Source organism: Kitasatospora sp. NPDC057518 (assembly GCF_042802075.1).
Classification (GTDB): Bacteria; Actinomycetota; Actinomycetes; order Streptomycetales; family Streptomycetaceae; genus Kitasatospora.
Genome location: NZ_JBHVEU010000069.1, coordinates 1 through 26,240, shown reverse-complemented (window position 1 = coordinate 26,240; position 26,240 = coordinate 1). Strand labels below are relative to the sequence as shown.

The 26,240-nt window shown below is 71.3% G+C and carries 21 protein-coding genes and 1 pseudogene; 17 read left to right on the top strand and 5 right to left on the bottom strand.

Annotation, left to right across the window (positions count from 1 at the left end; all coding sequences use genetic code 11):
• Positions 1-192: 192 nt before the first annotated feature.
• Positions 193-1,422, top strand: coding sequence for a cysteine--1-D-myo-inosityl 2-amino-2-deoxy-alpha-D-glucopyranoside ligase (gene mshC, locus ACFU7Z_RS10075; protein WP_049650985.1), 1,230 nt, complete (start codon positions 193-195; stop codon positions 1,420-1,422).
• A 99-nt stretch (positions 1,423-1,521) separates the two neighbouring features.
• Here the strand turns inward: mshC and ACFU7Z_RS10070 are convergent, their stop codons facing one another.
• Positions 1,522-2,475 (bottom strand): PAC2 family protein, encoded by a 954-nt coding sequence (locus ACFU7Z_RS10070; RefSeq protein WP_049650984.1) that lies wholly within the window; start codon positions 2,473-2,475, stop codon positions 1,522-1,524.
• A 322-nt stretch (positions 2,476-2,797) separates the two neighbouring features.
• Positions 2,798-3,892 carry a hypothetical protein gene (locus ACFU7Z_RS10065; RefSeq protein WP_198959341.1) on the bottom strand — a complete coding sequence of 365 codons (1,095 nt, stop codon included), beginning with the start codon at positions 3,890-3,892 and terminating at the stop codon, positions 2,798-2,800.
• A gap of 142 nt (positions 3,893-4,034) precedes the next feature.
• Here ACFU7Z_RS10065 and metH point away from each other — a divergent pair, with 142 nt between their 5' ends.
• The 3 genes from metH to ACFU7Z_RS10050 all read left to right on the top strand — a co-directional run bounded on the left by metH (position 4,035) and on the right by ACFU7Z_RS10050 (position 10,217).
• Positions 4,035-7,547: a methionine synthase gene (gene metH, locus ACFU7Z_RS10060; RefSeq protein WP_380741657.1), complete on the top strand. Its 3,513-nt coding sequence runs from the start codon at positions 4,035-4,037 to the stop codon at positions 7,545-7,547.
• A 139-nt stretch (positions 7,548-7,686) separates the two neighbouring features.
• Positions 7,687-8,391 carry an HAD family phosphatase gene (locus tag ACFU7Z_RS10055; RefSeq protein WP_049650982.1) on the top strand — a complete coding sequence of 235 codons (705 nt, stop codon included), beginning with the start codon at positions 7,687-7,689 and terminating at the stop codon, positions 8,389-8,391.
• A 221-nt stretch (positions 8,392-8,612) separates the two neighbouring features.
• A complete protein-coding gene (locus tag ACFU7Z_RS10050; protein ID WP_158077697.1) occupies positions 8,613-10,217 on the top strand; it encodes an ABC transporter substrate-binding protein in 1,605 nt (534 codons plus the stop codon).
• A gap of 97 nt (positions 10,218-10,314) precedes the next feature.
• Here ACFU7Z_RS10050 and ACFU7Z_RS10045 read toward each other — a convergent pair whose 3' ends face one another.
• Together ACFU7Z_RS10045 and ACFU7Z_RS10040 are read right to left on the bottom strand one after the other, a co-directional pair.
• A complete protein-coding gene (locus ACFU7Z_RS10045) occupies positions 10,315-10,986 on the bottom strand; it encodes a response regulator transcription factor (protein WP_049650980.1) in 672 nt (223 codons plus the stop codon).
• Positions 10,987-11,886, bottom strand: coding sequence for a RecB family exonuclease (locus ACFU7Z_RS10040; protein WP_049650979.1), 900 nt, complete (start codon positions 11,884-11,886; stop codon positions 10,987-10,989).
• A gap of 166 nt (positions 11,887-12,052) precedes the next feature.
• Here ACFU7Z_RS10040 and ACFU7Z_RS10035 point away from each other — a divergent pair, with 166 nt between their 5' ends.
• The 3 genes from ACFU7Z_RS10035 (at position 12,053) to ACFU7Z_RS10025 (ending at position 15,011) form a co-directional block, all read left to right on the top strand.
• Positions 12,053-13,264: a site-2 protease family protein gene (locus ACFU7Z_RS10035; RefSeq protein ID WP_049650978.1), complete on the top strand. Its 1,212-nt coding sequence runs from the start codon at positions 12,053-12,055 to the stop codon at positions 13,262-13,264.
• A gap of 46 nt (positions 13,265-13,310) precedes the next feature.
• Entirely contained in the window at positions 13,311-14,270 is a 960-nt protein-coding gene (locus tag ACFU7Z_RS10030) for a tRNA (adenine-N1)-methyltransferase (protein WP_049650977.1), read from the top strand.
• A 129-nt stretch (positions 14,271-14,399) separates the two neighbouring features.
• Positions 14,400-15,011 (top strand): hypothetical protein, encoded by a 612-nt coding sequence (locus tag ACFU7Z_RS10025; protein ID WP_380741655.1) that lies wholly within the window; start codon positions 14,400-14,402, stop codon positions 15,009-15,011.
• 12 nt (positions 15,012-15,023) lie between these two features.
• On the opposite strand, the gene ACFU7Z_RS10020 is transcribed toward ACFU7Z_RS10025, so the two are convergent.
• Positions 15,024-15,326, bottom strand: coding sequence for a ferredoxin (locus ACFU7Z_RS10020; RefSeq protein WP_380777184.1), 303 nt, complete (start codon positions 15,324-15,326; stop codon positions 15,024-15,026).
• Between the two features lie 286 nt (positions 15,327-15,612).
• Here ACFU7Z_RS10020 and arc point away from each other — a divergent pair, with 286 nt between their 5' ends.
• The 10 genes and pseudogenes from arc (at position 15,613) to ACFU7Z_RS09970 (ending at position 26,126) form a co-directional block, all read left to right on the top strand.
• Positions 15,613-17,379, top strand: a complete 1,767-nt coding sequence (gene arc, locus ACFU7Z_RS10015) for a proteasome ATPase (RefSeq protein WP_049651997.1) — start codon at positions 15,613-15,615, stop codon at positions 17,377-17,379.
• Positions 17,380-17,607: 228 nt separating this feature from the next.
• A complete protein-coding gene (gene dop / locus ACFU7Z_RS10010) occupies positions 17,608-19,119 on the top strand; it encodes a depupylase/deamidase Dop (protein ID WP_049651998.1) in 1,512 nt (503 codons plus the stop codon).
• Between the two features lie 174 nt (positions 19,120-19,293).
• Positions 19,294-19,512, top strand: a complete 219-nt coding sequence (locus ACFU7Z_RS10005; protein WP_049652012.1) for a ubiquitin-like protein Pup — start codon at positions 19,294-19,296, stop codon at positions 19,510-19,512.
• A gap of 132 nt (positions 19,513-19,644) precedes the next feature.
• Positions 19,645-19,722: pseudogene (locus ACFU7Z_RS10000) on the top strand (recombination endonuclease VII); the annotation flags it as partial.
• Positions 19,719-20,516 (top strand): proteasome subunit beta, encoded by a 798-nt coding sequence (prcB, locus tag ACFU7Z_RS09995; RefSeq protein WP_369808298.1) that lies wholly within the window; start codon positions 19,719-19,721, stop codon positions 20,514-20,516. The pseudogene ACFU7Z_RS10000 and the gene prcB, both read left to right, overlap by 4 nt.
• Before the next feature lie 194 nt (positions 20,517-20,710).
• A complete protein-coding gene (gene prcA / locus ACFU7Z_RS09990; RefSeq protein ID WP_049652000.1) occupies positions 20,711-21,466 on the top strand; it encodes a proteasome subunit alpha in 756 nt (251 codons plus the stop codon).
• A gap of 121 nt (positions 21,467-21,587) precedes the next feature.
• On the top strand, positions 21,588-22,949 hold the full coding sequence (gene pafA, locus ACFU7Z_RS09985; RefSeq protein WP_049652001.1) for a Pup--protein ligase: 1,362 nt from the start codon (positions 21,588-21,590) through the stop codon (positions 22,947-22,949).
• 123 nt (positions 22,950-23,072) lie between these two features.
• The gene (locus ACFU7Z_RS09980; RefSeq protein WP_074002320.1) at positions 23,073-24,062 is read left to right on the top strand and encodes an FKBP-type peptidyl-prolyl cis-trans isomerase; all 990 of its coding nucleotides are present in this window, start codon (positions 23,073-23,075) and stop codon (positions 24,060-24,062) included.
• Positions 24,063-24,265: 203 nt separating this feature from the next.
• The gene (locus ACFU7Z_RS09975; RefSeq protein ID WP_049652002.1) at positions 24,266-25,579 is read left to right on the top strand and encodes an FKBP-type peptidyl-prolyl cis-trans isomerase; all 1,314 of its coding nucleotides are present in this window, start codon (positions 24,266-24,268) and stop codon (positions 25,577-25,579) included.
• Between the two features lie 163 nt (positions 25,580-25,742).
• A complete protein-coding gene (locus ACFU7Z_RS09970; protein ID WP_380660957.1) occupies positions 25,743-26,126 on the top strand; it encodes an FKBP-type peptidyl-prolyl cis-trans isomerase in 384 nt (127 codons plus the stop codon).
• The last annotated feature ends 114 nt before the right edge of the window (positions 26,127-26,240 follow it).

Here is a 26,240-nt window from a genome sequence, read left to right as displayed (position 1 = left end):
GTCGGCGGCAGGGCCGACCGGGCGCTCACCCATGCCCGGAGCCGGGTGCGGGGGGCGTACACCACGCGTTCCGACAGCGCCGGATCCGTGCAATACCAGTCGGGAAACTGTCGGGCAACGGTAGGAAACGAATCCAGTCGATCTTTCGTACTGGTTAGGCTTTCAAATGTTCGCAAGGTTAAAGTTGTTTCCATGCATGCCTGGCCCGCCTCCGAGGTTCCCGCCCTGCCTGGTCAGGGGCTCCCCCTCCGTATCCACGACACCGCAGCGGGCACAGTCCGGGAGGTCGTGCCGCAGGACGGCACCGCCCGGATCTACGTCTGCGGCATCACGCCCTACGACGCGACCCACATGGGCCACGCCGCCACCTACAACGCGTTCGACCTGGTGCAGCGCGTCTGGCGGGACGCCGGTCACGACGTCCTGTACATCCAGAACGTCACCGACGTCGACGACCCGCTGCTCGCCCGCGCGGTCGAGACCGGCCAGGACTGGACCGCCCTCGCCGAGCGCGAGACGGCCCTGTTCCGCGAGGACATGACCGCGCTGCGGATGCTCCCGCCGGCCCACTACATCGGCGCCGTCGAGTCGATCCCGTGGATCGTCCCGATCGTGCAGAAGCTGCTGGCCTCCGGCGCCGCCTACCACGTGGACGGCGACATCTACTTCTCGGTCGACGCCGACCCGCGCTTCGGCGAGGTCTCCGGCCTCACCCGCGAGGCCATGCGCCCGGTCTTCGCCGAGCGCGGCGGCGACCCGGACCGCCCCGGCAAGCGCAACCCGCTGGACGCCCTGCTCTGGCTGGCCGCCCGCCCGGGCGAGCCCGCCTGGGACACCGAGCTCGGCCACGGCCGCCCCGGCTGGCACATCGAGTGCGTCGCCATCGCCCTCCGGTACCTCGGGATGTCCTTCGACATCCAGGGCGGCGGCAGCGACCTCTCCTTCCCGCACCACGAGATGGGCGCCGCGCACGCCCAGGTCGCCACCGGCGCCCACCCGTACGCCCAGGCGTACGTGCACGCCGGCATGGTCGCCCTGGACGGGCACAAGATGTCCAAGTCCCGCGGCAACCTGGTCTTCGTCTCGGCGCTGCGCCGCGAGGGCGTCGACCCGGCGGCGATCCGCCTGGCGCTGCTCTCGCACCACTACCGGGCCGACTGGGAGTGGACCAAGAGCACCCTGGACGAGGCCGTCGAGCGCCTCGCCCGCTGGCGAGCCGCGGTCTCCCGCCCGGACGGCCCCTCGGCCGAGCAGCTGCTCGCCGAGGTGCGCGAGGCGCTGGCGAACGACCTGGACGCGCCCGCCGCGCTGGCCGCGGTCGACCGCTGGGCGGACCGGCAGGAGACCGAGGGCGGCACCGACATCGGCGCTCCCGGCCTGGTGACCCGCACCGTGGACGCCCTGCTCGGCGTCGCGCTGTGACCCCGGTGTCGTAACCCCGCCGAAGCGACCCAGCACCACACGCCGAAGGGGCGTCAGGACCACGCGGTCCCGACGCCCCTTCGGCGTGTGCGGTACGGGCTACTCGTCCTCGGCGCCGTCCTGGCTCTCCCGGGCGCCGCCCGGCGCCTCCGGATCGGCCGGCCGCTCCGCCGTGGCGTGCCCGGCCACCGGCTTCTCGCCGGTCGGCCCGACGTTCTCCCGGCGGCGCAGGTAGCGCTCGAACTCGCGGGCGATGGCGTCGCCGGAGGCCTCCGGCAGCTCCGCGGTGTCCTGCGCCTCCTCCAGCTGCTGGACGTACTCGGCCACCTCGCTGTCCTCGGCGGCCAGCTGGTCCACGCCGAGCTGCCAGGCCCGGGCGTCCTCGGCGAGCTCGCCCGGCGGGATGCGCAGGTCCAGCAGGTCCTCGAGCTTGTTGACCAGGGCCAGGGTGGCCTTCGGGTTCGGCGGCTGCGAGACGTAGTGCGGCACCGCGGCCCACAGCGTCACGGCCGGCACCCCGGCGTGGGTGCAGGCCTCCTGGAGCACCCCGACGATGCCGGTGGGCCCCTCGTAGCGGCTCTCCTCCAGGTCCAGCCGACGGGCCAGGTCCGGGTCGGAGGTGACCCCGCTGACGGGCACCGGGCGGCTGTGCGGGGTGTCCCCGAGCAGGGCGCCCAGGATCACCACCAGTTCGACGCCCAGCTCGTGGGCGAAGCCCAGCAGCTCGTTGCAGAACGAGCGCCAGCGCATGCTCGGCTCGATGCCGCGGACCAGCACGACGTCCCTGGTCGTCGGCTCCGTCACCCGGATCACCGAGAGCCGGGTGGTCGGCCAGGTGATCCGGCGGATGCCGCCGTCCAGCCAGACCGTGGGCCGGTTGACCTGGAAGTCGTAGTAGTCCTCCGCGTCCAGCGCGGCGAACACCTTGCCGTTCCAGGTCTCGTCGAGGTGTGCCAGAGCCGCGGAGGCGGCGTCGCCCGCGTCGTTCCAGCCCTCGAAGGCGCAGACCATCACCGGGTCGATCAACTCGGGAACATCTTCCAGCTCGATCACCCAGCGTCTCCCTCCGGTCGGCGGTCGGACCTGCGCCGCCCCGGCTGGCCTGCCGGGGCGCCGACGGGCCGGCTGCCGACTGTCGAACCTCTCGTCTCCCATGGAACGCCTCGCTCCATGGTCCCTACCTGCCCAGCCTACGGGCTTTGATGCGCACCGCGGCCGGGCACCGGGACAGTCTGGGGGAGCGGACCGCCGGGATCCACCGGATATCGGCGGCGCCGGAGCTGACGGTCCGTCAGGCGTTCACCAGGGGCGGAGCGTGTTCGACCGGCGACGCGCTGTGCCCGCCGCCGCCCGGCGCACGGGCCCGCCGGGCGCGCTACTCCGGGTCCACCCAGCCGTCGCGGTACGCCGTCCAGTGCTCGGGCAACGCGGCGAAGTCCACGTACAGCGCGACGCCGAAGCCGGCCCGCCGCCGGTCCTCCCGGCCCAGGCCCAGCCGGACGCCCCGGACGGCGGCCCGGACGGTCTCGGCGTCGCCCCAGTGCCCCCACTTGTCGTCCCAGAAGAACGGCAGGCCCATCAGCAGGTCCACGTCGGCCGGGGTGGCCCGCAGGGCGAGTTCGGTCTGCCGGGCGACGTAGCCGCCGTACAGCGGCTCGGTGGGCATCGAGGTGTCGTAGCTCATCACCGCGATCTGGTCGACCCGGCGGGCGGTCTCGGTGAAGTACGCCTGGTCCCACCACTTGCCGTGGTCGGTGAGCAGGATCCCGGCCGTGTGCAGGCCGGGGACCGGGTCGATCTGCGGGGCCGCCACCGACAGTTTGGCGCCGCGCCCCGCGGTGACCGGGCGGACCTGGTCGAGCAGGGCCAGCCAGCCCGCCGAACCCGGGCGGATCGGCTCCATGTCGAAGTGCACCCCGTCGAAGCCGAGGTCCAGCACCTGGCGGGCGGAGGCGGTGACCCGGTCCCGGGTCGGGCCGTCCTCCAGGTCCAGGGCGTCCTTCTCCGGCTTGACCTCGTCGCCCAGCCAGCCCTGCAGCCGTACGCCGGGCAGCTCCCGGTGCACGGTGTCGGTGAACCAGCGGCCCCGGGGGTGGACGGCGGGCGGCAGCGAGCCGTCGTGCTCCAGCGGGCCGGTGTGCACGTAGAGGTCCCGGATGCCGGTGCCGGCCAGTAGCCGGCCCAGCGCGGCCACGTCGGCCTCGGTCCTGCGGCCGTCCACCCAGGCGTGGCCGAGCCAGAGCGCGTCCCGGCCCCGGGTACGGGCGTCGGCGGCGGGCTCGCCGGTGTAGTGCAGCCGGAACAGCACGAACACCGAGCCCAGCGCGGTGGCCGGCACGGCCGCCACCAGCACCAGGGCCAGCAGTGACCGGCGCCACCACGACCACGCCCGCCAGCGGTCGCGCAGCACGCGGAACGGGGCCGTCAGGGCCCGACCGGCTCGCTGCGCGGAGGTCCCGAATCGGGCCACGCGCTTGCTCCCCCCTTGCGGTCGAACGCTCAGGATACGGAATGGAACGGCGGGCCGACCCGTGGGCCGGATACCCTGGCCACGTGCGGGCCCGAGCAAGCGGGTCCGCAAAGCCGACAGCCGTCGCACCAGGGAGAAGCCCATGGCCACAGCAGCCACCCCGTCCATCACTCAGCAGAACCGTGCGAACGCGCTGCGTGAAGCGCTCGCCACCCGGGTGGTGGTCGCCGACGGTGCCATGGGCACCATGCTCCAGGCGCAGGACCCGACGCTGGAGGACTTCCAGAACCTCGAAGGCTGCAACGAGGTCCTCAACACCACCCGCCCGGACATCGTCCGGTCCGTCCACGAGGCCTACTTCGCGGTCGGCGTGGACTGCGTGGAGACCAACACCTTCGGCGCCAACTTCAGCGCCCTCGGCGAGTACGAGATCGCCGAGCGGATCTTCGAGCTCTCCGAGTCCGGCGCCCGGATCGCCCGCGAGGCGGCCGACGCCCACGCCGCCGCCGACGGCCGCACCCGCTGGGTGCTCGGCTCGATCGGCCCCGGCACCAAGCTGCCGACGCTCGGCCACGCCCCGTACGAGACGCTGCGCGACGGGTTCCAGCAGAACGCGGCCGGCCTGATCGCCGGCGGCGCCGACGCGCTGCTGGTCGAGACCAGCCAGGACCTGCTGCAGACCAAGGCCGCCATCCTGGGCTCCAAGCGGGCCCTGGCCGAGGCCGGCCTGGACCTGCCGGTGCTGGTGCAGGTGACGGTGGAGACCACCGGCACCATGCTGCTCGGCTCGGAGATCGGCGCCGCGCTCACCGCGCTGGAGCCGCTGGGCGTCGACTACATCGGCCTCAACTGCGCCACCGGCCCGGCCGAGATGAGCGAGCACCTGCGCTACCTGGCCAAGAACGCCCGGATCGGCCTGTCCTGCATGCCGAACGCGGGCCTGCCGGTGCTCGGCAAGGACGGCGCCCACTACCCGCTCTCCCCGGCCGAACTGGCCGACGCCCACGACGTGTTCACCCGCGAGTACGGCCTCTCGCTGGTCGGCGGCTGCTGCGGCACCACCCCCGAGCACCTGCGCCAGGTGGTCGAGCGGGTCCAGGGCCGCCCGATCGCCCCGCGCGACCCCCGCCCCGAGCCCTCGGCGGCCTCGCTGTACCAGGCCGTGCCGTTCCGCCAGGACACCTCGTACCTGGCGATCGGCGAGCGCACCAACGCCAACGGCTCGAAGAAGTTCCGCGAGTCGATGCTGGCCGGCGACTGGCAGGCCTGCGTGGAGATCGCCCGCGACCAGATCCGGGACGGCTCCCACCTGCTGGACCTCTGCGTGGACTACGTCGGCCGCGACGGCGTCGCCGACATGAAGGAGATCGCCGGCCGGCTGGCCACCGCCTCCACCCTGCCGATCGTGCTGGACTCCACCGAGCCGCAGGTGCTGCGGGCCGGCCTGGAGGCGCTCGGCGGCCGCGCGGTGCTCAACTCGGTCAACTACGAGGACGGCAACGCCCCGGACTCGCGCTTCGGCCGGATCGCCTCGCTGGCCCGCGAGCACGGCGCCGGCCTGATCGCGCTGACCATCGACGAGGAGGGCCAGGCCCGCACCGCGGACAAGAAGGTCGAGATCGCCGAGCGGCTGATCGCCGAGCTCACCGCCGACTACGGCGTCGACGAGGGCTCGATCCTGGTCGACTGCCTCACCTTCACCCTGGCCACCGGCCAGGAGGAGTCCCGCCGGGACGGCATCGAGACCATCGAGGCGATCCGCGAGCTCAAGCGCCGCCGCCCGGCCGTGCAGACCACGCTGGGCCTGTCCAACATCTCCTTCGGCCTCAACCCGGCCGCCCGGGTGGTGCTGAACTCGGTCTTCCTGCACGAGTGCGTGGAGGCCGGCCTGGACTCGGCGATCGTGCACGCCTCCAAGATCCTGCCGATCTCCCGGATCCCCGAGGACCAGCGCGAGGCCGCCCTCGACCTGGTCTACGACCGCCGCCGGGACGGCTACGACCCGCTGCAGCACCTGCTGGAGCTGTTCGACGGCGTCTCCTCGGCCTCGGTCAAGGCGTCCAAGGCGGAGGAGCTGGCCGCGCTGCCGCTGGACGAGCGCCTCCAGCGCCGGATCATCGACGGCGAGCGCAAGGGCCTGGAGGCCGACCTGGACGAGGCGCTGGCCGGTCGGCCCGCACTGGAGATCATCAACGACACCCTGCTGTCCGGCATGAAGGTGGTCGGCGAGCTCTTCGGCTCCGGCCAGATGCAGCTGCCCTTCGTGCTCCAGTCCGCCGAGGTGATGAAGACCGCGGTGGCCCACCTGGAGCCGCACATGGAGAAGTCCGACAGCGAGGGCAAGGGCACCATCGTGCTGGCCACCGTCAAGGGCGACGTCCACGACATCGGCAAGAACCTGGTCGACATCATCCTGTCCAACAACGGCTACAACGTGGTCAACCTGGGCATCAAGCAGCCGGTCTCGGCGATCCTGGACGCCGCGCAGGAGCACAACGCGGACGTCATCGGGATGTCCGGCCTGCTGGTGAAGTCCACCGTGATCATGAAGGAGAACCTGGAGGAGCTGAACCAGCGCAAGCTGGCCGCGAGCTTCCCGGTGATCCTCGGCGGCGCCGCGCTCACCCGGGCCTACGTCGAGCAGGACCTGCACGAGATCTACGAGGGCGAGGTCCGCTACGCCCGGGACGCCTTCGAGGGCCTGCGGCTGATGGACGCGCTGATCGCGGTCAAGCGCGGCGTGCCCGGCGCGGCCCTGCCGGAGCTCAAGCAGCGCCGGCACGCCCGGGTCGAGGTGGAGGAGCCGGAGCCCGAGGTCAACCTCGGCCAGATCCGCTCCGACGTCGCCGTCGACAACGCCGTGCCCGTCCCGCCGTTCTGGGGCGACCGGATCGTCAAGGGCATCCCGTTCGCGGACTACGCCTCCTGGCTGGACGAGGACGCGCTGTTCAAGGGCCAGTGGGGCCTGAAAGCCTCCCGGGCCGGCGACGGGCCGTCCTACGAGGAGCTGGTGGAGACCGAGGGCCGGCCGCGGCTGCGGGCCTGGCTGGACCGCCTGCAGACCGAGGGCTGGCTGGAGGCCGCCGTGGTCTACGGCTACTACCCGGCCAACTCCAAGGGCGACGACCTGATCGTCTTCCACGAGGACGGCACCGAGCGCACCCGCTTCACCTTCCCGCGCCAGCGGCGCGGGCGCCGGCTCTGCCTGGCCGACTTCTTCCGCCCGGAGGAGTCCGGGGTGCGGGACGTGGTGGGCCTCCAGGTGGTCACCATGGGCAACCGGATCTCCGAGGCGGCCAACGAGCTGTTCGCCGAGAACTCCTACCGGGACTACCTGGAGCTGCACGGCCTCTCGGTGCAGCTGGCCGAGGCGCTGGCCGAGTTCTGGCACGCGCGGGTCCGCTACGAGCTGGGCTTCTCCGGCGAGGACCCGCAGGACGTCAAGGACATGTTCGCGCTCAAGTACCGCGGCGCCCGCTTCTCGCTCGGCTACGGGGCCTGCCCCGAGCTGGAGGACCGGGCCAAGATCGCCGAGCTGCTGAAGCCGGAGCGGATCGGCGTGGTGCTCTCCGAGGAGTTCCAGCTCCACCCGGAGCAGTCCACCGACGCGATCGTGATCCACCACCCGGAGGCGAAGTACTTCAACGCCCGGTAACCCCCGGTTCCCGCCGCATTCGCTCTTTCCGGACGAAGCGGGCGTATCCTTGATGATCCTGAACGGGCCGGTCCGCTCACCTGCGGGCCGGCCCGTGCCTTCCCCGGGGCCGCCCGGGCCTGCCGGAAGGACCCCCGCCATGACCACCAGCCCCACTGCCACGCGCATCCTCGACCACGGGGACGACCGCGGGCTCCAGGCGGTGCTGCTGGACATGGACGGGACGCTGGTGGACACCGAGGACTTCTGGTGGCAGGCCGAGGCCTCGCTCTTCGCCGAGCTGGGCCACGAGCTGGACGAGGCGGACCGCGCCCACGTGGTCGGCGGTCCGATGGCCAGGGTGATGGAGTACCTGGTCGCCCGGACCGGTGCGGACATCGCGCCGGCGGACCTCGGCGTGCTGGTCAACCAGCGCTTCGTCGACCTGCTGGCGGGCGGCGTGCCGCTCATGCCGGGCGCCGAGCGGCTGCTCAACACCCTTGCCGCGCACGGCATCCCGGCCGCCCTGGTGTCCGCCTCGCACCGGCACGTGATCGACATCGTGCTGCGCTCGCTGGGCGCCCACCACTTCGCCTTCAGCATCGGCGGGGACGAGGTGCCGCGCACCAAGCCGTTCCCGGACCCGTACCTGGAGGCGGCCCGGCGGCTGGGCGCGGAGCCGGCCCGCTGCGTGGTCGTCGAGGACACCCCGACCGGGGTGCGGGCGGGCGAGGCGGCCGGCTGCCCGGTGATCGCGGTGCCCTCGGTGGCGCCGGTCGAGCCGGCTCCGGGGCGGCTGGTGGTGTCCTCGCTGGAGCAGGTCGACCTCGACCTGCTGCGCTCCCTGGTCGCCTCGCGGGTGTGATTGTCGTCTCATTGCGAGACGGCTCTACTCGCCGGTACGAGGCCCGGCGAGCCCCCGGACCGGCGCTGCCGGGGGAGAAAACGGTCATTGGCTGACAACTCGTCGGGCGCGCGGTGATGCCCTCAACGACCGTGTCCCAAACGTCATCTGCACGGGTACCGGTCGTGCGTGTTCGATATGGCACGCTACTCCAGTTCGTGCCACCCAGAAGGACGCGCCTCGTGAAGACTTCAGCTGAACGCCTGGCAGTACTCGGTTGCGCCGGCCTGGTCGCCGTGTCGGTGGCGGGCTGCGGATCGGTGACCGACGTGGTCAAGGGGGACAGCGGCAAGTCCATCACCATGGGCACCAGCCAGCTGACCGGTGTCCTGGACCCGGCCGCCGCCTACGACTCCGGCTCCTGGCTGCTGCTGCGCAACACCTTCCAGTCGCTGCTCACCTTCCAGGCCGCCGCCAGCGCGCCCTCCCCGGACGCCGCGCAGTCCTGCGAGTTCACCAGCGCCGAGGCCACCGAGTACCACTGCACCCTGAAGCCCGGTCTGAAGTTCTCCAACGGGCACCCGATGACGGCCCAGGACGTGGTCTTCTCGATCGAGCGCACCAAGAAGATCAACGACCAGAACGGCCCGGTCGAACTGCTGGACTCGATCAAGTCCGTCGAGGCCAAGGGCGACAACGAGGTGCTCTTCCACCTCTCCGCGCCCGACGCCACCCTGCCCGCCAAGCTGGCGAGCCCGGCCGGCGCCATCGTGGACCACCAGGTCTACCCCGCCGACAAGGTCGTCCCCAACGACAAGCTGATCGGCTCCGGCCCGTACCGCATCGACTCGGTCGAGAACCTGAACGGCGGCAAGCAGCTGGGCAAGGTCGTGCTGTCGGCCAACGACAAGTACGGCGGCGAGGCCAAGCTCCGGAACAGCAAGTTCACCGTGCGGTACTTCGACAAGGCCGAGGACCTGAAGACCGCGCTGGACAAGAGCGAGATCGACCTCACCGACAACAGCCTGGAGCCGAACACCGCCGCCCAGGTCCGCTCCGACCAGCAGGGCGGCAAGGCCGACCTCCAGGTGACCGAGGGCGACAGCAACGACACCCGTTCGCTGGTCCTCAACACCAAGGACCCGCTGATGAGCAACGTCGCGGTCCGCCAGGCCGTCGCCCAGATGATGGACCGCAAGGCGCTGGCCCGCGACGTCTTCGCCCGCACCGTCCAGGCGCTCTACTCCATGGTCCCGGCCGGCCTGCCCGGCCACACCACGGCCTTCTTCGACCGCTACGGCGACCAGGACGTGAACAAGGCCAAGAAGATCCTGGCCGACGCCAAGGTCCAGACCCCGGTCAAGTTCACGCTGACCTGGTCCCGTTCGCGGGCCGGCAGCAACGAGGCCGAGACGCTGAAGAAGCAGCTGGAGACCGGCGGCCTGTTCCAGGTGACGCTCGCCCAGGAGCCGGACTGGGACTCGTACCGCAAGGGCTGGGCCGAGAGCAAGTACCAGGCGTACATCATCGGTTGGTTCGCCGACTACCCGGACCCGGACAACTACCTCGCCCCGCTGCTGATCAACGGCGGTGCGTACCACCACGGTTGGGACGACCCGCGGATCAGCGGCCGGCTGGTGCCGGAGGGCCTCAAGCAGACCGACCGCAGCGCCGCGGCCGGCACCTACGCGCAGATACAGCAGATCGAGGCCGAGAACGTGCCGCTGATCCCGCTGTACCAGAACAAGTCCTTCTTCGCGGCCCGCTCGTACGTCACCGGCGTCGAGTCCACCGTCGACACCACCGGCTACTTCCGTTTCTGGGAGATCAGCCGGACCAACAAGTAGCGCCCGCAGGACGGCGGCCCGCCCGCTTCCCCGTCGGTACGGGGGAGCAGGCGGGCCGCCGTGACGTTTCTGCCGCCCTGGGGCCGCTAGCGGCCCGCTACAGGGCGCCCGGGCGCACCAGCCCGCTCTCGTAGGCGTACACCGCCGCCTGCACCCGGTCGCGCAGCTGGAGCTTGGTCAGCACATGGCCCACGTGGGTCTTGACGGTGGTCTCGCTGACGAACAGCTCGGCCGCGATCTCCGCGTTCGACAGCCCGCGCGCCACCAGCTTCAGCACCTCCAGCTCACGCTCGGTCAGCGCGCCCAGCGCCTGCGGCGGCGCCTCGTCGCCCGAGGGCAGCTTGGTGGCGTACATGTCCAGCAGCCGGCGGGTGATGCTCGGCGCCAGCATCGCCGCGCCGTCCGCGACCACCCGGATCGCCTGCACCAGCTCCTCGGCCGGGACGTCCTTCAGCAGGAAGCCGCTGGCGCCCGCGCGCAGCGCCTCCACCACGTACTCGTCCAGGTCGAAGGTGGTCAGCACCAGCACCTTGGCCGGGCCGTCGCGCCCCGGGCCGGCGATCCGGCGGGTCGCCTCGACGCCGTCCATCCTGGGCATCCGGATGTCCATCAGCACCACGTCGGGCTGCAGCGCCCGCACCTGGTCCAGCGCCTGCTGGCCGTCGCCGGCCTCGCCGACCACCACCAGGTCGGACTCGGCCTCCAGAATCATCCGGAAACCGGTGCGCAGCAGCGGCTGGTCGTCGACCAGCAGCACTCGGATCGTCACCTAGGACTCCTTGCTCATCGGATCCCCCGTGGGATCGCTTTCATCCGACGTACGGGCCAGCGGCAGCGGGTACGGCGGCGGGGTGCCGCCGAACTCCGGGCAGCTGGCCTGGTGGTCGCACCAGTCGCAGAGGCGGTTGCGGGTCGCCGGGAAGTCCCCGGTGGCCACCGCGTGGCCGATCCGCTCCCACAGCGCCCGGAGCTTGCGCTCCACCGCGAGCAGGTCCGCCTCGTCCGGGTCGTAGCTGACCACGTCCCCGCCCCCGCCGAGGTAGACCAGCTGGAGGCGCTTGGGGAGCACGCCCTTCCAGCGCCACACCACCAGGGCGTAGAACTTCATCTGGAACATCGCCTTGCCCTCGAAGTCCCGCGAGGGCGCCCGGCCGGTCTTGTAGTCCACCAGCCGGACCTCGCCGGTCGGGGCGACGTCCACCCGGTCGATGTAGCCGCGCAGCAGCAGCCCCGAGTCCAGGGCCGTCTCCACGTAGAGCTCCCGCTCCACCGGGTGCAGCCGGGTCGGGTCCTCCAGCCGGAACCACTGGCCGACCAGCTTCTCGGCGTCCGCCAGCCAGCGGGTGAGCGCCGCACCGTCCGGGTCGTCCGGGAACAGCGAGCCCAGCTCCGGGCGCTCGCCCAGCAGCCGCTCCCACTGCGGGCGCAGCAGGCCCAGCGCCCGGTCCGGGGTCCGCTCGGCCGCCGGGCTGTCGAACAGCCGCTCCAGCACCGCGTGCACCAGCGTGCCCCGGGTCGCCGCCGAGCTCGGCGGCTCGGGCAGCCGGTCGATCACCCGCAGCCGGTACAGCAGGGGACAGGTGAGGAAGTCCCCCGCTCGGGACGGGGAGAGCCCGGTCGGGGGTGCCGCCGGGCGCCCGGCGGCACTGCTGGTCTGGGTGTGCTGCATGGCTACGACCCTATTGCCCTTTGCTGTCATCCCGCTGCCACGGTGCTGCCACAGCCGCCGGTGAGTGGGTATGAAGGCAGAAGGAGGGCCGCGCAGCGCCGGGGGGCCGCGATCACGTAGCGTGGGCGCACCGGGCACGACGGGGGAGACGACCGAAGGGATCACGGTGAGCGACAGCAGGGGGCAGCAGCCCTCCGAACAGCCACCGCAGGCGGGCGACGGGCGCCCGGCCGCGCCGCCGCCCGAGCGCCGCGGCGGAATCCTGATGGGCCGGCCCTTCGGCGTGCCCATCTACGTCACCCCCTCCTGGTTCGTCATCGCCGCGCTGATCACCTGGGTGTTCGGCGGGCAGCTGGGCGACGTGCTGCCCGACCTCGGCGGCGCCCGCTACCTGGTCGCGTTCTTCTTCGCGGTCGCCTTCTACGCCTCCGTCCTGGTGCACGAGCTCGCCCACACGCTGGTGGCACTGCGGTACAAGCTCGGGGTGCGGCGGATCCAGCTCCAGTTCTTCGGCGGGGTCTCCGAGATCGAGAACGAGGCGGAGAGCCCCTGGCGGGAGTTCTGGCTGGCCTTCGTCGGCCCGCTGCTCTCGCTGCTGCTCGGCGGCGTGTTCTACCTCGGGGTGCGGGCGGTGGAGCTGTCCACCGTGCCCGGGGTGCTGCTCACCGGCCTGATGGTCTCCAACCTGGTGGTCGCCGCGTTCAACCTGCTGCCCGGCCTGCCGCTGGACGGCGGCCGGATGCTGCGCGCGGTCGTCTGGGCGATCACCGGCCGGCCGATGACCGGCACGGTGGCCGCCGCCTGGGTCGGCCGCGGGCTGGCCGTCGCCGTGCTGATCGGCCTGCCGCTGCTGAGCGCCGCCCGCGGGGTCGAGCGCACCACCACCGACACCCTGGTGGACGCGGTGCTGGCCGCGGTGCTCGCCGCGATCATCTGGAACGGCGCCACCGGCAGCCTGCGCAACGCCCGGCTCAAGGAGGTGCTGCCCTCCCTGCGGCTGCGCGAGCTGGCCCGGCGGGCCGTCGAGGTCACCGCCGACACCCCGCTCGGCGAGGCGCTGCGCCGCGCCCGCGAGGCCGGGGCCGGCGCGGTGATCGTGGTGGACGGCCGGGGCGAGCCGATCGCCCTGGTCCGGGAGTCCGCCGTCCGCTCGGTGCCCGAGCACCGCCGCCCCTGGGTGGCCGTCGGCCCGCTCGCCCGCGACCTCGAACCCGGGCTGCGGCTGGACGCCGACCTCGGCGGCGAGGACCTGCTGCGGGCCGTCCAGGCCACCCCGGCGGGGGAGTACCTGGTGGTCGAGCCGGACGGCCGGGTGTACGGCGTGGCCGCGCTCAGCGACATCGAGCAGCGGCTGACCGCCGCCGTCTCCGGCCGCTGATCATGGTGGTAAGGCGGAAGGCTCCGCTTCCCTTAGGATTGTCCGCATGTCCGAACCGACCGGTGCCGCCCGCCGACGCGGGCCCTTCCAGGTCGGGGACCAGGTCCAGCTGACCGACCCCAAGGGTCGCCACTACACGTTCACGCTCCAGGCCGGGAACCAGTTCCACACCCACAAGGGTGCGTTCCCGCACGACGAGCTGATCGGCGCCCCCGAAGGCACGGTCGTGCGCACCACGGGGAACGTCCCGTACCTCGCGCTGCGCCCCCTGCTCCCCGACTACGTCCTGTCCATGCCGCGCGGCGCCGCCGTGATCTACCCCAAGGACGCGGGGCAGATCCTGGCGATGGCCGACATCTTCGCCGGCGCCCGCGTCGTCGAGGCCGGCGTCGGCTCCGGCGCGCTCTCCACCTACCTGCTGCGCGCCGTCGGCGACACCGGCATGCTGGCCTCCTACGAGCGCCGGCAGGACTTCGCCGACATCGCCCAGGGCAACGTCGAGCGCTACTTCGGCGGCCCGCACCCGGCGTGGAAGCTCACCGTCGGCGACCTCCAGGACAACCTGGTCGAGACCGACGTCGACCGCGTCATCCTCGACATGCTGGCGCCCTGGGAGTGCCTGGACGTCGCCTCCAAGGCGCTCGTCCCCGGCGGCCTCATCTGCTGCTACGTGGCCACCACCACGCAGATGTCGAAGACCGTCGAGGCGCTGCGCGACCACGGCACCTTCACCGAGCCGCAGGCCTGGGAGACCATGGTCCGCACCTGGCACCTGGAGGGCCTGGCGGTCCGTCCGGACCACCGGATGATCGGCCACACCGGCTTCCTGCTCACCGCCCGCCGCCTGGCGGACGGCGTCGAGCCGCCGCTGCGCCGCCGCCGTCCGGCCAAGGGCGCGTACGGCGAGGACTACGACAACGGGACGCCCGAGCCCACCCTCCAGGAGCGCGCCGCCGCCCGCAAGGCCGCCCAGGCCACGGAGGCGGACCAGCCCGACCTGGGCTGAGCCCCGAACCCACCGACAAGGGGTGGTACGAGCACACCGCTCGTACCACCCCTTTCGCATTCCGCCGATCACGGTGTGGGACGATGCTGGCTCACGCCTTGGCTCTTGGAGCGCTGGAGGGGACGCCTGGTGGAGACCGCGGTCGGGACGACGGCGACGGTTGGACAGCAGACACCGCGGGGCCGTTCCGGGCCCGGGCACGCGCGCACCGTCCCCTGGCACTGGGCCGTCGCCCTGGCCGGCTGCGGCGCGGTGGTGGCGGCCGCGCTCGCGGCCTCCCCGGCGACCGGCACCCCGGTGCCCGCGCACGGCACCCCCCAGGCCCTCGTCGCGAGCGCCGCCCCCGACCCGGCCCGGGCCCAACTCCCGCTGGACTGCGGCCCGTTCCCGGTCAAGACGGCGCTCAGCGTGCCGGCCCGGCTCGGCGACGGACGCCCCGGCACGGTGGTCGCCGCGCACTGCGCCACCGAGACCGGCACCCCGCCGGACGCCGTCTACCTGCTCGGCTTCGGCCCGGGCGGGCGCCCCGAGGTGGTGGCCACCCTGCTCCCCGAGCGCGAGAACCTCACCGTGAGCCGGATCGCGGTGCGTTCGGACGGCGCCATCACCGGCCACGCGCAGGGGTATTCGAGCGAGGACGTGCCGCGGTTCCGGCCCGACATCTCGCTCGACCTCACCTGGACGCAGCGGAGCGGCGGCTGGGAACGCTCCCAGACCGCCGCCCCGCTCCACCAGGCCTGAGCCCGGCCCGTCCTAGTCCGCGTCGGGGCCGTACACCTCGACCCGGTCGGCGACCCGGCGCACGTGGATGCAGTCGCCGGGGCACTCCTTCGCCGAGTCCACCACGTCCTGAAGGATCGTCAGCGGCACCGGGGCGCTCTCCCCGGGCTGCTGGCGCAGCTCGTCGTCCGGCCCCTTCACGTAGGCCAGCCCGTCGATGTCGAGCTCGAAGACCTCGGGCGCGTACTGCACGCAGATGCCGTCACCGGTGCACAGATCCTGGTCGATCCACACCTCCAGCGCCTCGGCCGCCGCCGTCTGCTCGGTCACCGACATGGTCCCCTGCCGTTTCTGTCCCGGGTCGCCCCTATTCCTGGAGCAATCCCGCCATTCGTACAACGATCGGACCTCGACTTGTGGTCGCGATCGGATATCACTTCGCTCGACGATACATCTGGCCCGCTTTGGGTGGTGCGCGGTGGGTATCCCCCTTAGCAGAGGGGAAGCACGCTGGGGCGAAGATCGGACACGCCCGTTCCATCTTTCTTGATCTAGGGGTTTACGGACCCCTGGTCCCAGGTAGGGTCTGGAAGCGTCCAGCTCCCCGGAGGAGGTGAGGACCGTGGCAGCCCACGATGACGACTACAACCGCAGCACCGGCAGGCCCGCTCGTGGTTCCGACGAGGCCGCTCAGGTCTCGTACCTTGAGCAGGAAATCGCCGTGCTGCGCCGCAAGCTCGCCGACTCGCCGCGCAATTCGAGGATCCTCGAAGAGCGGATCGTCGAGCTCCAGACCAACCTGGCGGGCGTGACCGCCCAGAACGAACGGCTCGCCTCCACCCTGCGAGAGGCCCGCGACCAGATCGTGGCCCTCAAGGAGGAAGTGGACCGGCTGGCACAGCCCCCGGCCGGCTTCGGCACCTTCCTCGACGCGAACGAGGACGGCACCGCGGACATCTTCACCGGCGGGCGCAAGCTCCGCGTGAACGTCAGCCCGAGCGTCGCCCTCGACGAGGTGCGGCGCGGCCAGGAAGTGATGCTCAACGAGGCCCTCAACATCGTGGACGCGATGGCCTTCGAGAACATCGGCGAGATCGTCACCCTCAAGGAGCTCCTGGAGGACGGCGAGCGCGCCCTGGTGCTGGGGCACACCGACGAGGAGCGGGTGGTGCGCCTCGCCGAACCGCTGCGCGGGCTGACCATCCGGTCCGGGGACGCCCTGCTGCTGGAGCCCCGCTCCGGCTACGTCTTCGAGGTCGTCCCGAAGTCCGAGGTCGAGGAGCTGGTCCTCGAGGAGGTCCCGGACATCGACTACCGCCAGATCGGCGGCCTGAGCAACCAGATCGAGCTGATCCGCGACGCGGTCGAGCTGCCGTACCTGCACGCCGACCTCTTCAAGGAGTACGAGCTGCGCCCGCCCAAGGGCGTGCTGCTCTACGGCCCGCCCGGCTGCGGCAAGACGCTGATCGCCAAGGCGGTCGCCAACTCGCTGGCGAAGAAGGTGGCCGAGGTCACCGGACGCCCCCAGGGGAAGAGCTACTTCCTCAACATCAAGGGCCCCGAGCTGCTCAACAAGTACGTGGGCGAGACCGAGCGGCAGATCCGCCTGGTGTTCCAGCGGGCCCGGGAGAAGGCGGGCGAGGGCACGCCCGTCATCGTCTTCTTCGACGAGATGGAGTCGCTGTTCCGCACCCGCGGTTCCGGCGTCAGCTCGGACGTGGAGAACACCATCGTCCCGCAGCTGCTCGCCGAGATCGACGGCGTGGAGGGCCTGGAGAACGTCATCGTCATCGGCGCCTCGAACCGCGAGGACATGATCGACCCGGCGATCCTGCGGCCCGGCCGCCTGGACGTCAAGATCAAGATCGAGCGCCCGGACGCCGAGGCCGCGAAGGACATCTTCTCCAAGTACCTCAAGGACTCGCTGCCGTTCCACCCGGACGACCTCAAGGAGCACGAGGGCTCCGTCGAGGCCACGGTGGTCGCGATGATCCAGTCGGTGGTGGAGCGGATGTACTCCGAGACCGAGGAGAACCGCTTCCTGGAGGTCACCTACGCCAACGGTGACAAGGAGGTCCTGTACTTCAAGGACTTCAACTCCGGCGCGATGATCCAGAACATCGTCGACCGCGCGAAGAAGATGGCCATCAAGGACTTCCTCGACCACGGTCAGCGGGGCCTGCGCGTCTCCCACCTGCTCGCCGCCTGCGTCGACGAGTTCAAGGAGAACGAGGACCTCCCGAACACCACCAACCCGGACGACTGGGCCCGCATCTCCGGCAAGAAGGGCGAGCGGATCGTCTTCATCCGCACGCTGGTCACCGGCAAGCAGGGCGCCGAGTCCGGCCGCTCGATCGACACTGTCGCCAACACGGGGCAGTACCTGTAAGCACGCGGTTGTCCGGGCCGGCAGCGGTCCCCGGAGCTGTACGCACACCGTCCGGCTGTGGCGCCTCGCGGCCCCGCAGCCGGACGGCGCGTCTCCGGGCCCGCCGTTCGGCGCCGGGTTCTAGGCTCGACCCACCGTGCGCGGGCAGAGGCCCGGCACCGGTGTTGTTCGGCGGTACGTCAGAGTGCTCCGCCCGTCGGGGGCGGTGCACCGGGCAAGGAGGGCCGCATGACCGTACGGCGCGTGATGGGCATCGAGACGGAGTACGGGATCTCCGTGCCCGGGCACCCCAACGCCAACGCCATGCTCACCTCGTCCCAGATCGTCAACGCGTACGCGGCGGCGATGCACCGGGCACGGCGGGCCCGCTGGGACTTCGAGGAGGAGAATCCGCTGCGCGACGCACGGGGGTTCGACCTGGCCCGCGAGGTCGCGGACGCCAGCCAGCTGACCGACGAGGACATCGGCCTCGCCAACGTCATCCTCACCAACGGGGCCCGGTTCTACGTGGACCACGCGCACCCCGAGTACAGCTCGCCCGAGGTGACCAACCCGCGCGACGCCGTGCTCTGGGACAAGGCCGGCGAGCGGATCATGGCCGCCGCCGCGCAGCGCGCGCTGGAACTGCCCAACGGGCAGACCATCCACCTGTACAAGAACAACACCGACAACAAGGGCGCCTCCTACGGCACCCACGAGAACTACCTGATGAAGCGGGCGACACCGTTCGCCGACATCGTCCGCCACCTCACCCCGTTCTTCGTCTCCCGCCAGGTGGTCGCCGGCGCCGGCCGGGTCGGCATCGGCCAGGACGGCTCGGCGCACGGCTTCCAGCTCAGCCAGCGGGCGGACTACTTCGAGGTCGAGGTGGGTCTGGAGACGACGCTCAAGCGCCCGATCATCAACACCCGGGACGAACCCCACGCCGACGCCGAGAAGTACCGCCGGCTGCACGTGATCATCGGCGACGCCAACCTCTCCGAGATCTCCACCTACCTCAAGCTGGGCACCACCGCGCTGGTGCTGTCGATGATCGAGGACTCGTTCATCGCCGCCGACCTCGCCGTCGACCAGCCGGTGCGCACCCTGCACCGGGTCTCCCACGACCCGACGCTCAAGCACCTGATCACCCTGCGCAACGGGCGCAAGCTCACCGCCGTCCAGCTCCAGCTCGAGTACTTCGAGCTCGCCCGCAAGTACGTCGAGGACCGCTTCGGCACCGACGCGGACGAGCAGACGGTGGACGTGCTGACCCGCTGGGAGGACGTCCTCGGCCGGCTGGAGCGCGACCCGATGTCGCTGTCCCGGCAGCTGGACTGGGTCGCCAAGCGGGAGATCCTGGAGGGCTACCGCAGCCGGGACGCCCTGGAGTGGGACAACCCGCGGCTGCACCTGGTCGACCTCCAGTACAGCGACGTACGGCCGGAGAAGGGCCTCTACAACCGCCTGGTGGCCCGCGGGCGGTTCGAGCGGCTGCTCACCGAGGGCGAGGTCGAGCGGGCCGTCTCCAAGCCGCCGGACGACACCCGGGCGTACTTCCGCGGGCGCTGCCTGGAGCAGTACGCGGAGCACGTCGCGGCGGCCTCCTGGGACTCGGTGATCTTCGACCTGCCCGGCCGGGACTCGCTGCAGCGCGTGCCCACCCTGGAACCGCTGCGCGGGACCCGCAACCACGTCAAGGAGCTGCTGGACCGCTGCCGCACGGCCGAGGACCTGCTCCGGGTGCTGTCCGGCGGGTAACTTTTCGATCACCATGGGTGAACGTCCGCCGAATGGGAATCATCCGGGGTGGCAGCGGGTGTTGGACAGGAAGCGCCACCGGCAAACCGGGAGCGGCAGTCGCACCTTGTGTATAGGGTCGGTGCAGCAAGCAACGACCCAACCGTGCCAGACGAATCGAGCGGGGTGAGGGAAATGGCGAGCAAGGACACCGGCGGCGGCCAGCAGCGGGCGAACCGCTCCTCCGAGGAGGTCGAGGAGCAGGCCGCGGAAAGCCAGAATTCCGAGGACCTCAAGGAGCGCCAGGAAAAGCTGAGCGACGACGTCGACGCGGTTCTGGACGAAATCGACGAGGTCCTCGAGTCGAATGCCGAGGATTTCGTTCGCGGATTCGTCCAGAAGGGCGGGCAATAGCCCGGTCCGGGCATTCCGAATTCACGGTCGCGACCGATCGGGGCGGCCGGGCGGCGAACACCGCCCGGCCGTCCGGCACCGGCCCCTCCACCCGTGGACAGTGATCGTCGGGCGGGTAGGGTGCGGGCAGCGCGCGCTTCAAGCTACCTGGAAGGAATCGTGTGGAAGCCAACACTCGTGGCACCGGGCGTCTACCGGCTGCCTTCCTGACCCCGGGGTCGTCCTCGTTCCTCGACTTCCTTGCCGAGCACAAGCCGGAGATGGTCCCCGGGCTCCGGGGGCTCCCCGAGGGCGTCGTGGTCGAGGCCCCGCACGGGACCACGCTGGTGGCCGCGATCTTCGACGGCGGCGTCGTGATCGCGGGTGACCGCCGGGCGACGATGGGCAACGTGATCGCCCAGCGGGACATGGAGAAGGTCTTCCCGGCCGACGAGTACAGCGCGGTCGGCATCGCCGGCACCGCCGGCCTCGCGGTCGAGATGGTCCGGCTGTTCCAGCTGGAGCTGGAGCACTACGAGAAGATCGAGGGCGCCACCCTCTCCCTGGAGGGCAAGGCCAACCGGCTCACCACCATGATCCGGGGCAACCTGGGCATGGCGATGCAGGGCCTCGCGGTGGTGCCGCTGTTCGCCGGCTACGACCTGGACCTCGGCCGCGGCCGGATCTTCAACTACGACGTCACCGGCGGGCGGTCCGAGGAGCGCGGCTTCGCCGCCACCGGCTCGGGCTCGGTCTTCGCCCGCGGCTCGCTGAAGAAGCTCTACCGCGACGGCCTGACGGCCGACCAGGCCGCCACCCTGGTCGTCCAGGCCCTGTACGACGCGGCGGACGACGACTCCGCCACCGGCGGCCCGGACCTCGCCCGGAAGATCTTCCCGATCGTCTCGCTGATCACCGAGGACGGCTTCCGCCGGCTCACCGACGCGGAGGTGACGGAGATCGTCGTCGCCATCACCGACGAGCGCCTGGACCGGCCCAACGGCCCGCAGGCCCCGCTGATCTAGGGGGTGTCTTGTGGATCTTGTCGGATCAGGCCGCGGCGTCAGGGTGCGTGCATCGCAAGGCGGAGGAGGGAGCCACTGCGGAGCATTGGCGACCGACGACAACGCCGCGAGGTGCGTGCCCTGGCGTCGCGGACCCGGCTAAGTTCCACAAGACACCCCCACGCCATCACCTCACAGAAAGGGGACGACCGCCGGTGTCGACACCGTTCTACGTCTCGCCCCAGCAGGCCATGGCGGACCGCGCGGAGTACGCCCGCAAGGGCATCGCGCGCGGCCGCAGCGTGGTCGTGCTCACCTACGCCGACGGCATCGTCTTCGTCGCGGAGAACACCTCCAGGGCGCTCCACAAGGTCTCCGAGATCTACGACAAGATCGCCTTCGCGGCGGTCGGCCGCTACAACGAGTTCGAGAACCTGCGCATCGGCGGCGTCCGCTACGCCGACCTGCGCGGCTACTCCTACGACCGGGCCGACGTCACGGCCCGCGGCCTGGCCAACGTGTACGCCCAGACCCTGGGCACCATCTTCTCCTCGGTCGGCGAGAAGCCGTACGAGGTCGAGCTGATCGTGGCCGAGGTCGGCCGCACCCCCGACAACGACCAGATCTACCGGCTCACGCCGGACGGTTCGGTCGTGGACGAGAAGAACTACGTGGTGGTCGGCGGCAACGCCGACTCGATCGGCAACTACCTGGGCCAGCGCCACCGCGCCGGCATCGGCCTCACCGAGGCGGTGAAGCTCGCCGTGGACTCGCTCGCCCGCGACCCCAACGGCGGCAGCCCGCGCGGCCTCACGCCGGAGCAGCTGGAGGTGGCGGTCCTCGACCGCCAGCGGTTCCAGCAGCGCAAGTTCAAGCGGATCCTGGGCAACCAGCTGGGCCGGCTGCTCGACGGGGACCAGTCCGCGGAAGCGGACGACGAGGACAACCCGGCGGACGGCACGCCGGTGTAGCAGTGCCTGTGGAGTCCCGGACGGCGGCCCCGCCGCCGTCGTCCGGGACTCCGGTGCCCCTGCGGCGGCCCAGTCGTCGTGGAGGCGGTTTCGGACAGCTCCGACAGAGAATGGAGTGCTCATGGACCGCCGGATTTTCGGGCTGGAGAACGAGTACGGCGTGACCTGCACGTTCCGCGGGCAGCGACGGCTGTCCCCGGACGAGGTGGCGCGGTACCTGTTCCGCCGGGTCGTCTCCTGGGGCCGCAGCAGCAACGTCTTCCTGCGCAACGGCGCCCGCCTCTACCTCGACGTCGGCTCCCACCCCGAGTACGCCACCCCCGAGTGCGACGACGTCGTCGAGCTGGTGACGCACGACAAGGCCGGTGAGCGCATCCTCGAGGGGCTCCTGGTGGACGCCGAGCGCCGGCTGCACGAGGAGGGCATCGCCGGGGACGTCTACCTCTTCAAGAACAACACCGACTCGGCCGGGAACTCCTACGGCTGCCACGAGAACTACTGCGTCGCCCGGCACGGGGAGTTCTCCCGGCTGGCCGACGTGCTGATCCCGTTCCTGGTCACCCGGCAGCTGATCTGCGGCGCGGGCAAGGTGCTCCAGACCCCGCGCGGCGCGGTGTTCTGCGTCAGCCAGCGGGCCGAGCACATCTGGGAGGGCGTCAGCTCCGCCACCACCCGCTCGCGCCCGATCATCAACACCCGGGACGAGCCGCACGCGGACGCCGAACGCTACCGCCGGCTGCACGTGATCGTCGGCGACTCCAACATGTCGGAGACCACGACGCTGCTCAAGGTCGGCTCCACCGACCTGGTGCTGCGGATGATCGAGGCCGGCGTGGTGATGCGCGACCTCACCCTGGAGAACCCGATCCGGGCGATCCGCGAGGTCAGCCACGACCTCACCGGCACCCACCAGGTGCGGCTCGCCAACGGCCGGGAGGCCAGCGCGCTGGACATCCAGGAGGAGTACTACACCAAGGCCCTGGAGTTCGCGGACCGCAAGGGCATCAACACCGGCACCGTCGCCCGGGTCCTCGACCTGTGGGGCCGCACCCTGGAGGCCGTCCGCAGCGAGCGGCTGGACGGGGTCGCCCAGGAGATCGACTGGATCATGAAGTACAAGCTCATCGAGCGCTACCGCGAGAAGCACCAGATGAGCATGTCCAACCCGCGGGTGGCGCAGATCGACCTCGCGTACCACGACATCCACCGCCGCCGCGGCCTGTTCTACCTGCTCCAGGGCAAGGGCCAGGCGCAGCGGGTGACCACCGACCTCAAGACCTTCGAGGCCAAGTCGATCCCGCCGCAGACCACCCGGGCGCGGCTGCGCGGGGACTTCATCCGGCGGGCCCAGGAGCAGCGCCGGGACTTCACGGTCGACTGGGTGCACCTGAAGCTGAACGACCAGGCGCAGCGCACGGTGCTGTGCAAGGACCCGTTCCGTTCGGTGGACGAGCGGGTGGAGAAGCTGATCGCGGGGATGTAGCCCCCGGCCGTGTGATCAAGGCGGCGACCGGCCCCGGTGGTGTCTACCGGGGCCGGACGCGTGCCGGGCATACGCTGTCCGTCGAGTCAGGAGAGCCGACTTCGACCGACAGTTAGGACCACCGTGCGCCGCACCGCCGGTTTGCTTCTCACCCTGCCGTTGCTGCTCGCGGTCGCCTGCAGCAGCTCGCCCAAGGCGGCGGGCCCGGTGACGCCGTCCGCGGCGAGCGCCGCCCCGACGGTGCCCGCGCCGGTCGGCGAGGCGTCACCGATGCCCACTCTTTCGGGTGGCGGGTTCGGCAGCAAGGCCACCATCACCATCCCCGAGGGCCAGCAGCCCGGCGGCCAGTTCGTGGTGAACACGGTCAGCGAGGGCGACCGGGCGACCGTCAACAAGGGCGACTGGGTGACGGTCAACTACACCGCCAGGGACTGGACCACCGCCAAGGACCTGCCCAGTTCGTACGACGCCAACGGCAAGCCGCAGCTCTACCAGGCCGGCAGCGGGCAGCTGGTGCCGGCGCTGGACCAGAGCGTGATCGGCAAGAAGGTGGGCAGCCGGCTGCTGGTGGTCGCCCCGCCGGCGGCGGCCTTCGGCGAGCAGGGCTCCACCCAGCTGGGCGTCAACAAGGGCGACACCGTGGTGTTCGTGCTGGACATCATGGAGAGCCTGCCGCCGGACTCCACGCTGACCGGGGCGATGGCCGAGCCGGCCGCGACGATGCCGCAGGTCAAGGACAACGGCAAGGCGCCGGCCACGATCACGATCCCGACCGGGCAGGCCGCGCCCACCGACCTCCAGCAGGCGGTGCTGATCAAGGGCGAGGGCAAGCAGGTCAAGAGCGGGCAGACCCTGGTGGTGCAGTACACCGGGGTGCTCTGGGCCAACGGCCAGCAGTTCGACGCCTCCTGGACGCACGGCGGCGCGCAGGCGGTGCAGATCGGCACCGGCAGCGTGATCGAGGGCTGGGACAAGGGCCTGGTCGGGCAGAACGTCGGCAGCCGGGTCCTGCTGGTGGTGCCGCCGGCGCTCGGCTACCAGGACAAGGCGCAGGGCTCGGTTCCGGCGAACTCGACCCTGGTCTTCGTGATCGACATTCTCGAAGCGGTCTAGGAAGTCACCGGGGGGATTCCGTACGCTTGGGCGGACGCTCGTACAACGAAGCGTCCGCCCTCATCCTGAGCTGTCATACTGCCCACGCACTGTGGCAGGCGCCGCCCGGCGCCGAGGTCCGGGGCGGGCGGTGCGACGGCAGGCCGGCGTGCCCACGCCGGGCGCAGACCTGGAAGACCTCGTGGCGAGATGGATGGGGAGTCATGACTGAGAAGACGCCGAGCCCGGGCGGGGCCGGCACCGCGGCGAACGACAGCTCCGCGGGTGACCCGGCCGCCTCTCGTCCCGGCGGTCCGGTTGGCGGGGACCGCGAGTCGATCGTCGTCCCCCCGGCGATCCTGGCGCAGCAGGCGGGCTGGGCGCAGCCCGGCGAGGCGCCGCGCGCCGCGGGCGGGACCAAGACGGACGACGCCCCGCAGATCTTCGCCTCCAACGTGCGCAAGTCCGACACGTCGGAGGCCGGGTACGACGAGAACCCGCCCGGCGTCGGCAAGCTGGGCGTGATCCTCGGCACGGTGATCGCCCTGCTGCTGGTCGGCAGCGGCGTCACGCTGTACATGGTGAACAAGGACGGCTCCAAGGACAGCGCCGCGGCCAAGCCGGACGCGGCCAAGAGCGCGCCGCCCACGCCGACCGCCGACCCGGTGCCGCCGATCAAGGACAGCGCCAAGGTGCTGCCGACGGTCGCCGGCGACTTCGGCAAGAAGGCCGACATCCAGATCCCGGGCGAGGCCTCCGACGGCTCCTTCGTGGTGAAGGTGCTCACCGAGGGCACCGGCGCCAAGGTGGAGAAGAACTCCTGGGCCTCGGTGGACTACACCGCCAAGGACTGGAACACCGGCAAGGACATCCCGAGCTCGTACGACGCCAACGGGAAGCCGCAGATCTTCCAGGCCGGGACCGACTCGCTGATCCCGGCGCTGGACCAGGCCGTGATCGGCAAGAAGGCCGGCAGCCGGCTGCTGGTGGTGGCCCCGCCGGCCGCCGCGTTCGGCGCCCAGGGCAAGGCCGACATGTCGATCGGTCCCAAGGACGACCTGGTCTTCGTGATCGACATCCGCAACGCCAACGCGCCCGACGCCGTGGTGAGCGGTACCGTCACCCCGCCGCCCGCGGACTTCCCGCAGGTCAAGGACAACGGCAAGAAGCCGGCCGAGATCACCCCGGTCGCCGGGGCGAAGGACCCGACCGAGCTGAAGTCGCACGTCCTGATCAAGGGCACCGGGCCGAAGGTGGAGAAGGGCGAGAAGGTCGTCGTCCAGTACACCGGCGCGCTGTTCTCCAGCGGCAAGGTGTTCGACTCCTCGCTCAGCAAGGGCCAGGCGTTCACCTTCCCGGTCGGCGGCGGCCAGGTCATCCAGGGCTGGGACCAGGGCCTGGAGGGCCAGACCGTCGGCAGCCGGGTCGAGCTGGTGATCCCCGCCTCGCTGGGCTACGGCGACAAGGGCCAGGGCGACATCCCGCCCGGTGCGACGCTGGTCTTCGTGGTGGACATCCTGGACGCCGGTCAGGGCTGATCCACTTTCGGGTGACAATGGTGCACGTGTGACCTTCGGGTCCGGCCGCGTGGCCGGTCCCCAACGGGCGGCGGGCGCCCGTACCGTGGTCCGGGACGAACGGACCGGGTGCGGGCGTCCGCCGCTTGGTCGTGACAGCAGAGCGAATGTGAGAAGAGGGACTGTGAGCGTCAACCTCAACGAGAAGCCCGAGATCGACTTCCCGATCGGCGACGCCCCGACGGAGCTGCAGATCCGCGACATCGTCGTGGGCGACGGCGCGGAGGCCAAGCGTGGCCAGAACGTCAGCGTCCGGTACGTCGGTGTGACCTTCGAGACCGGCGAGGAGTTCGACGCGAGCTGGAACCGGAGCCCCAACGAGTTCCGCTTCCCGCTGGGCGGCGGCCGGGTCATCAAGGGCTGGGACCAGGGCGTCGTCGGCATGAAGGTCGGCGGCCGTCGCGAGCTGACCATCCCGTCGCACCTGGCGTACGGCGCCCAGTCGCCGACCTCGGCGATCCCGCCGCACTCGACCCTGATCTTCGTGGTCGACCTGCTGGCCGTCTGAGCCCGCTCGTGCCGTGGGCCGGACCCCTCCGGGGGCCCCGCCCACGGGCGTGTGCGGGGGGGGTGTCTTATACACATCTGAAGCGGCCGACGACTGGTTGATTGTTTATATAGG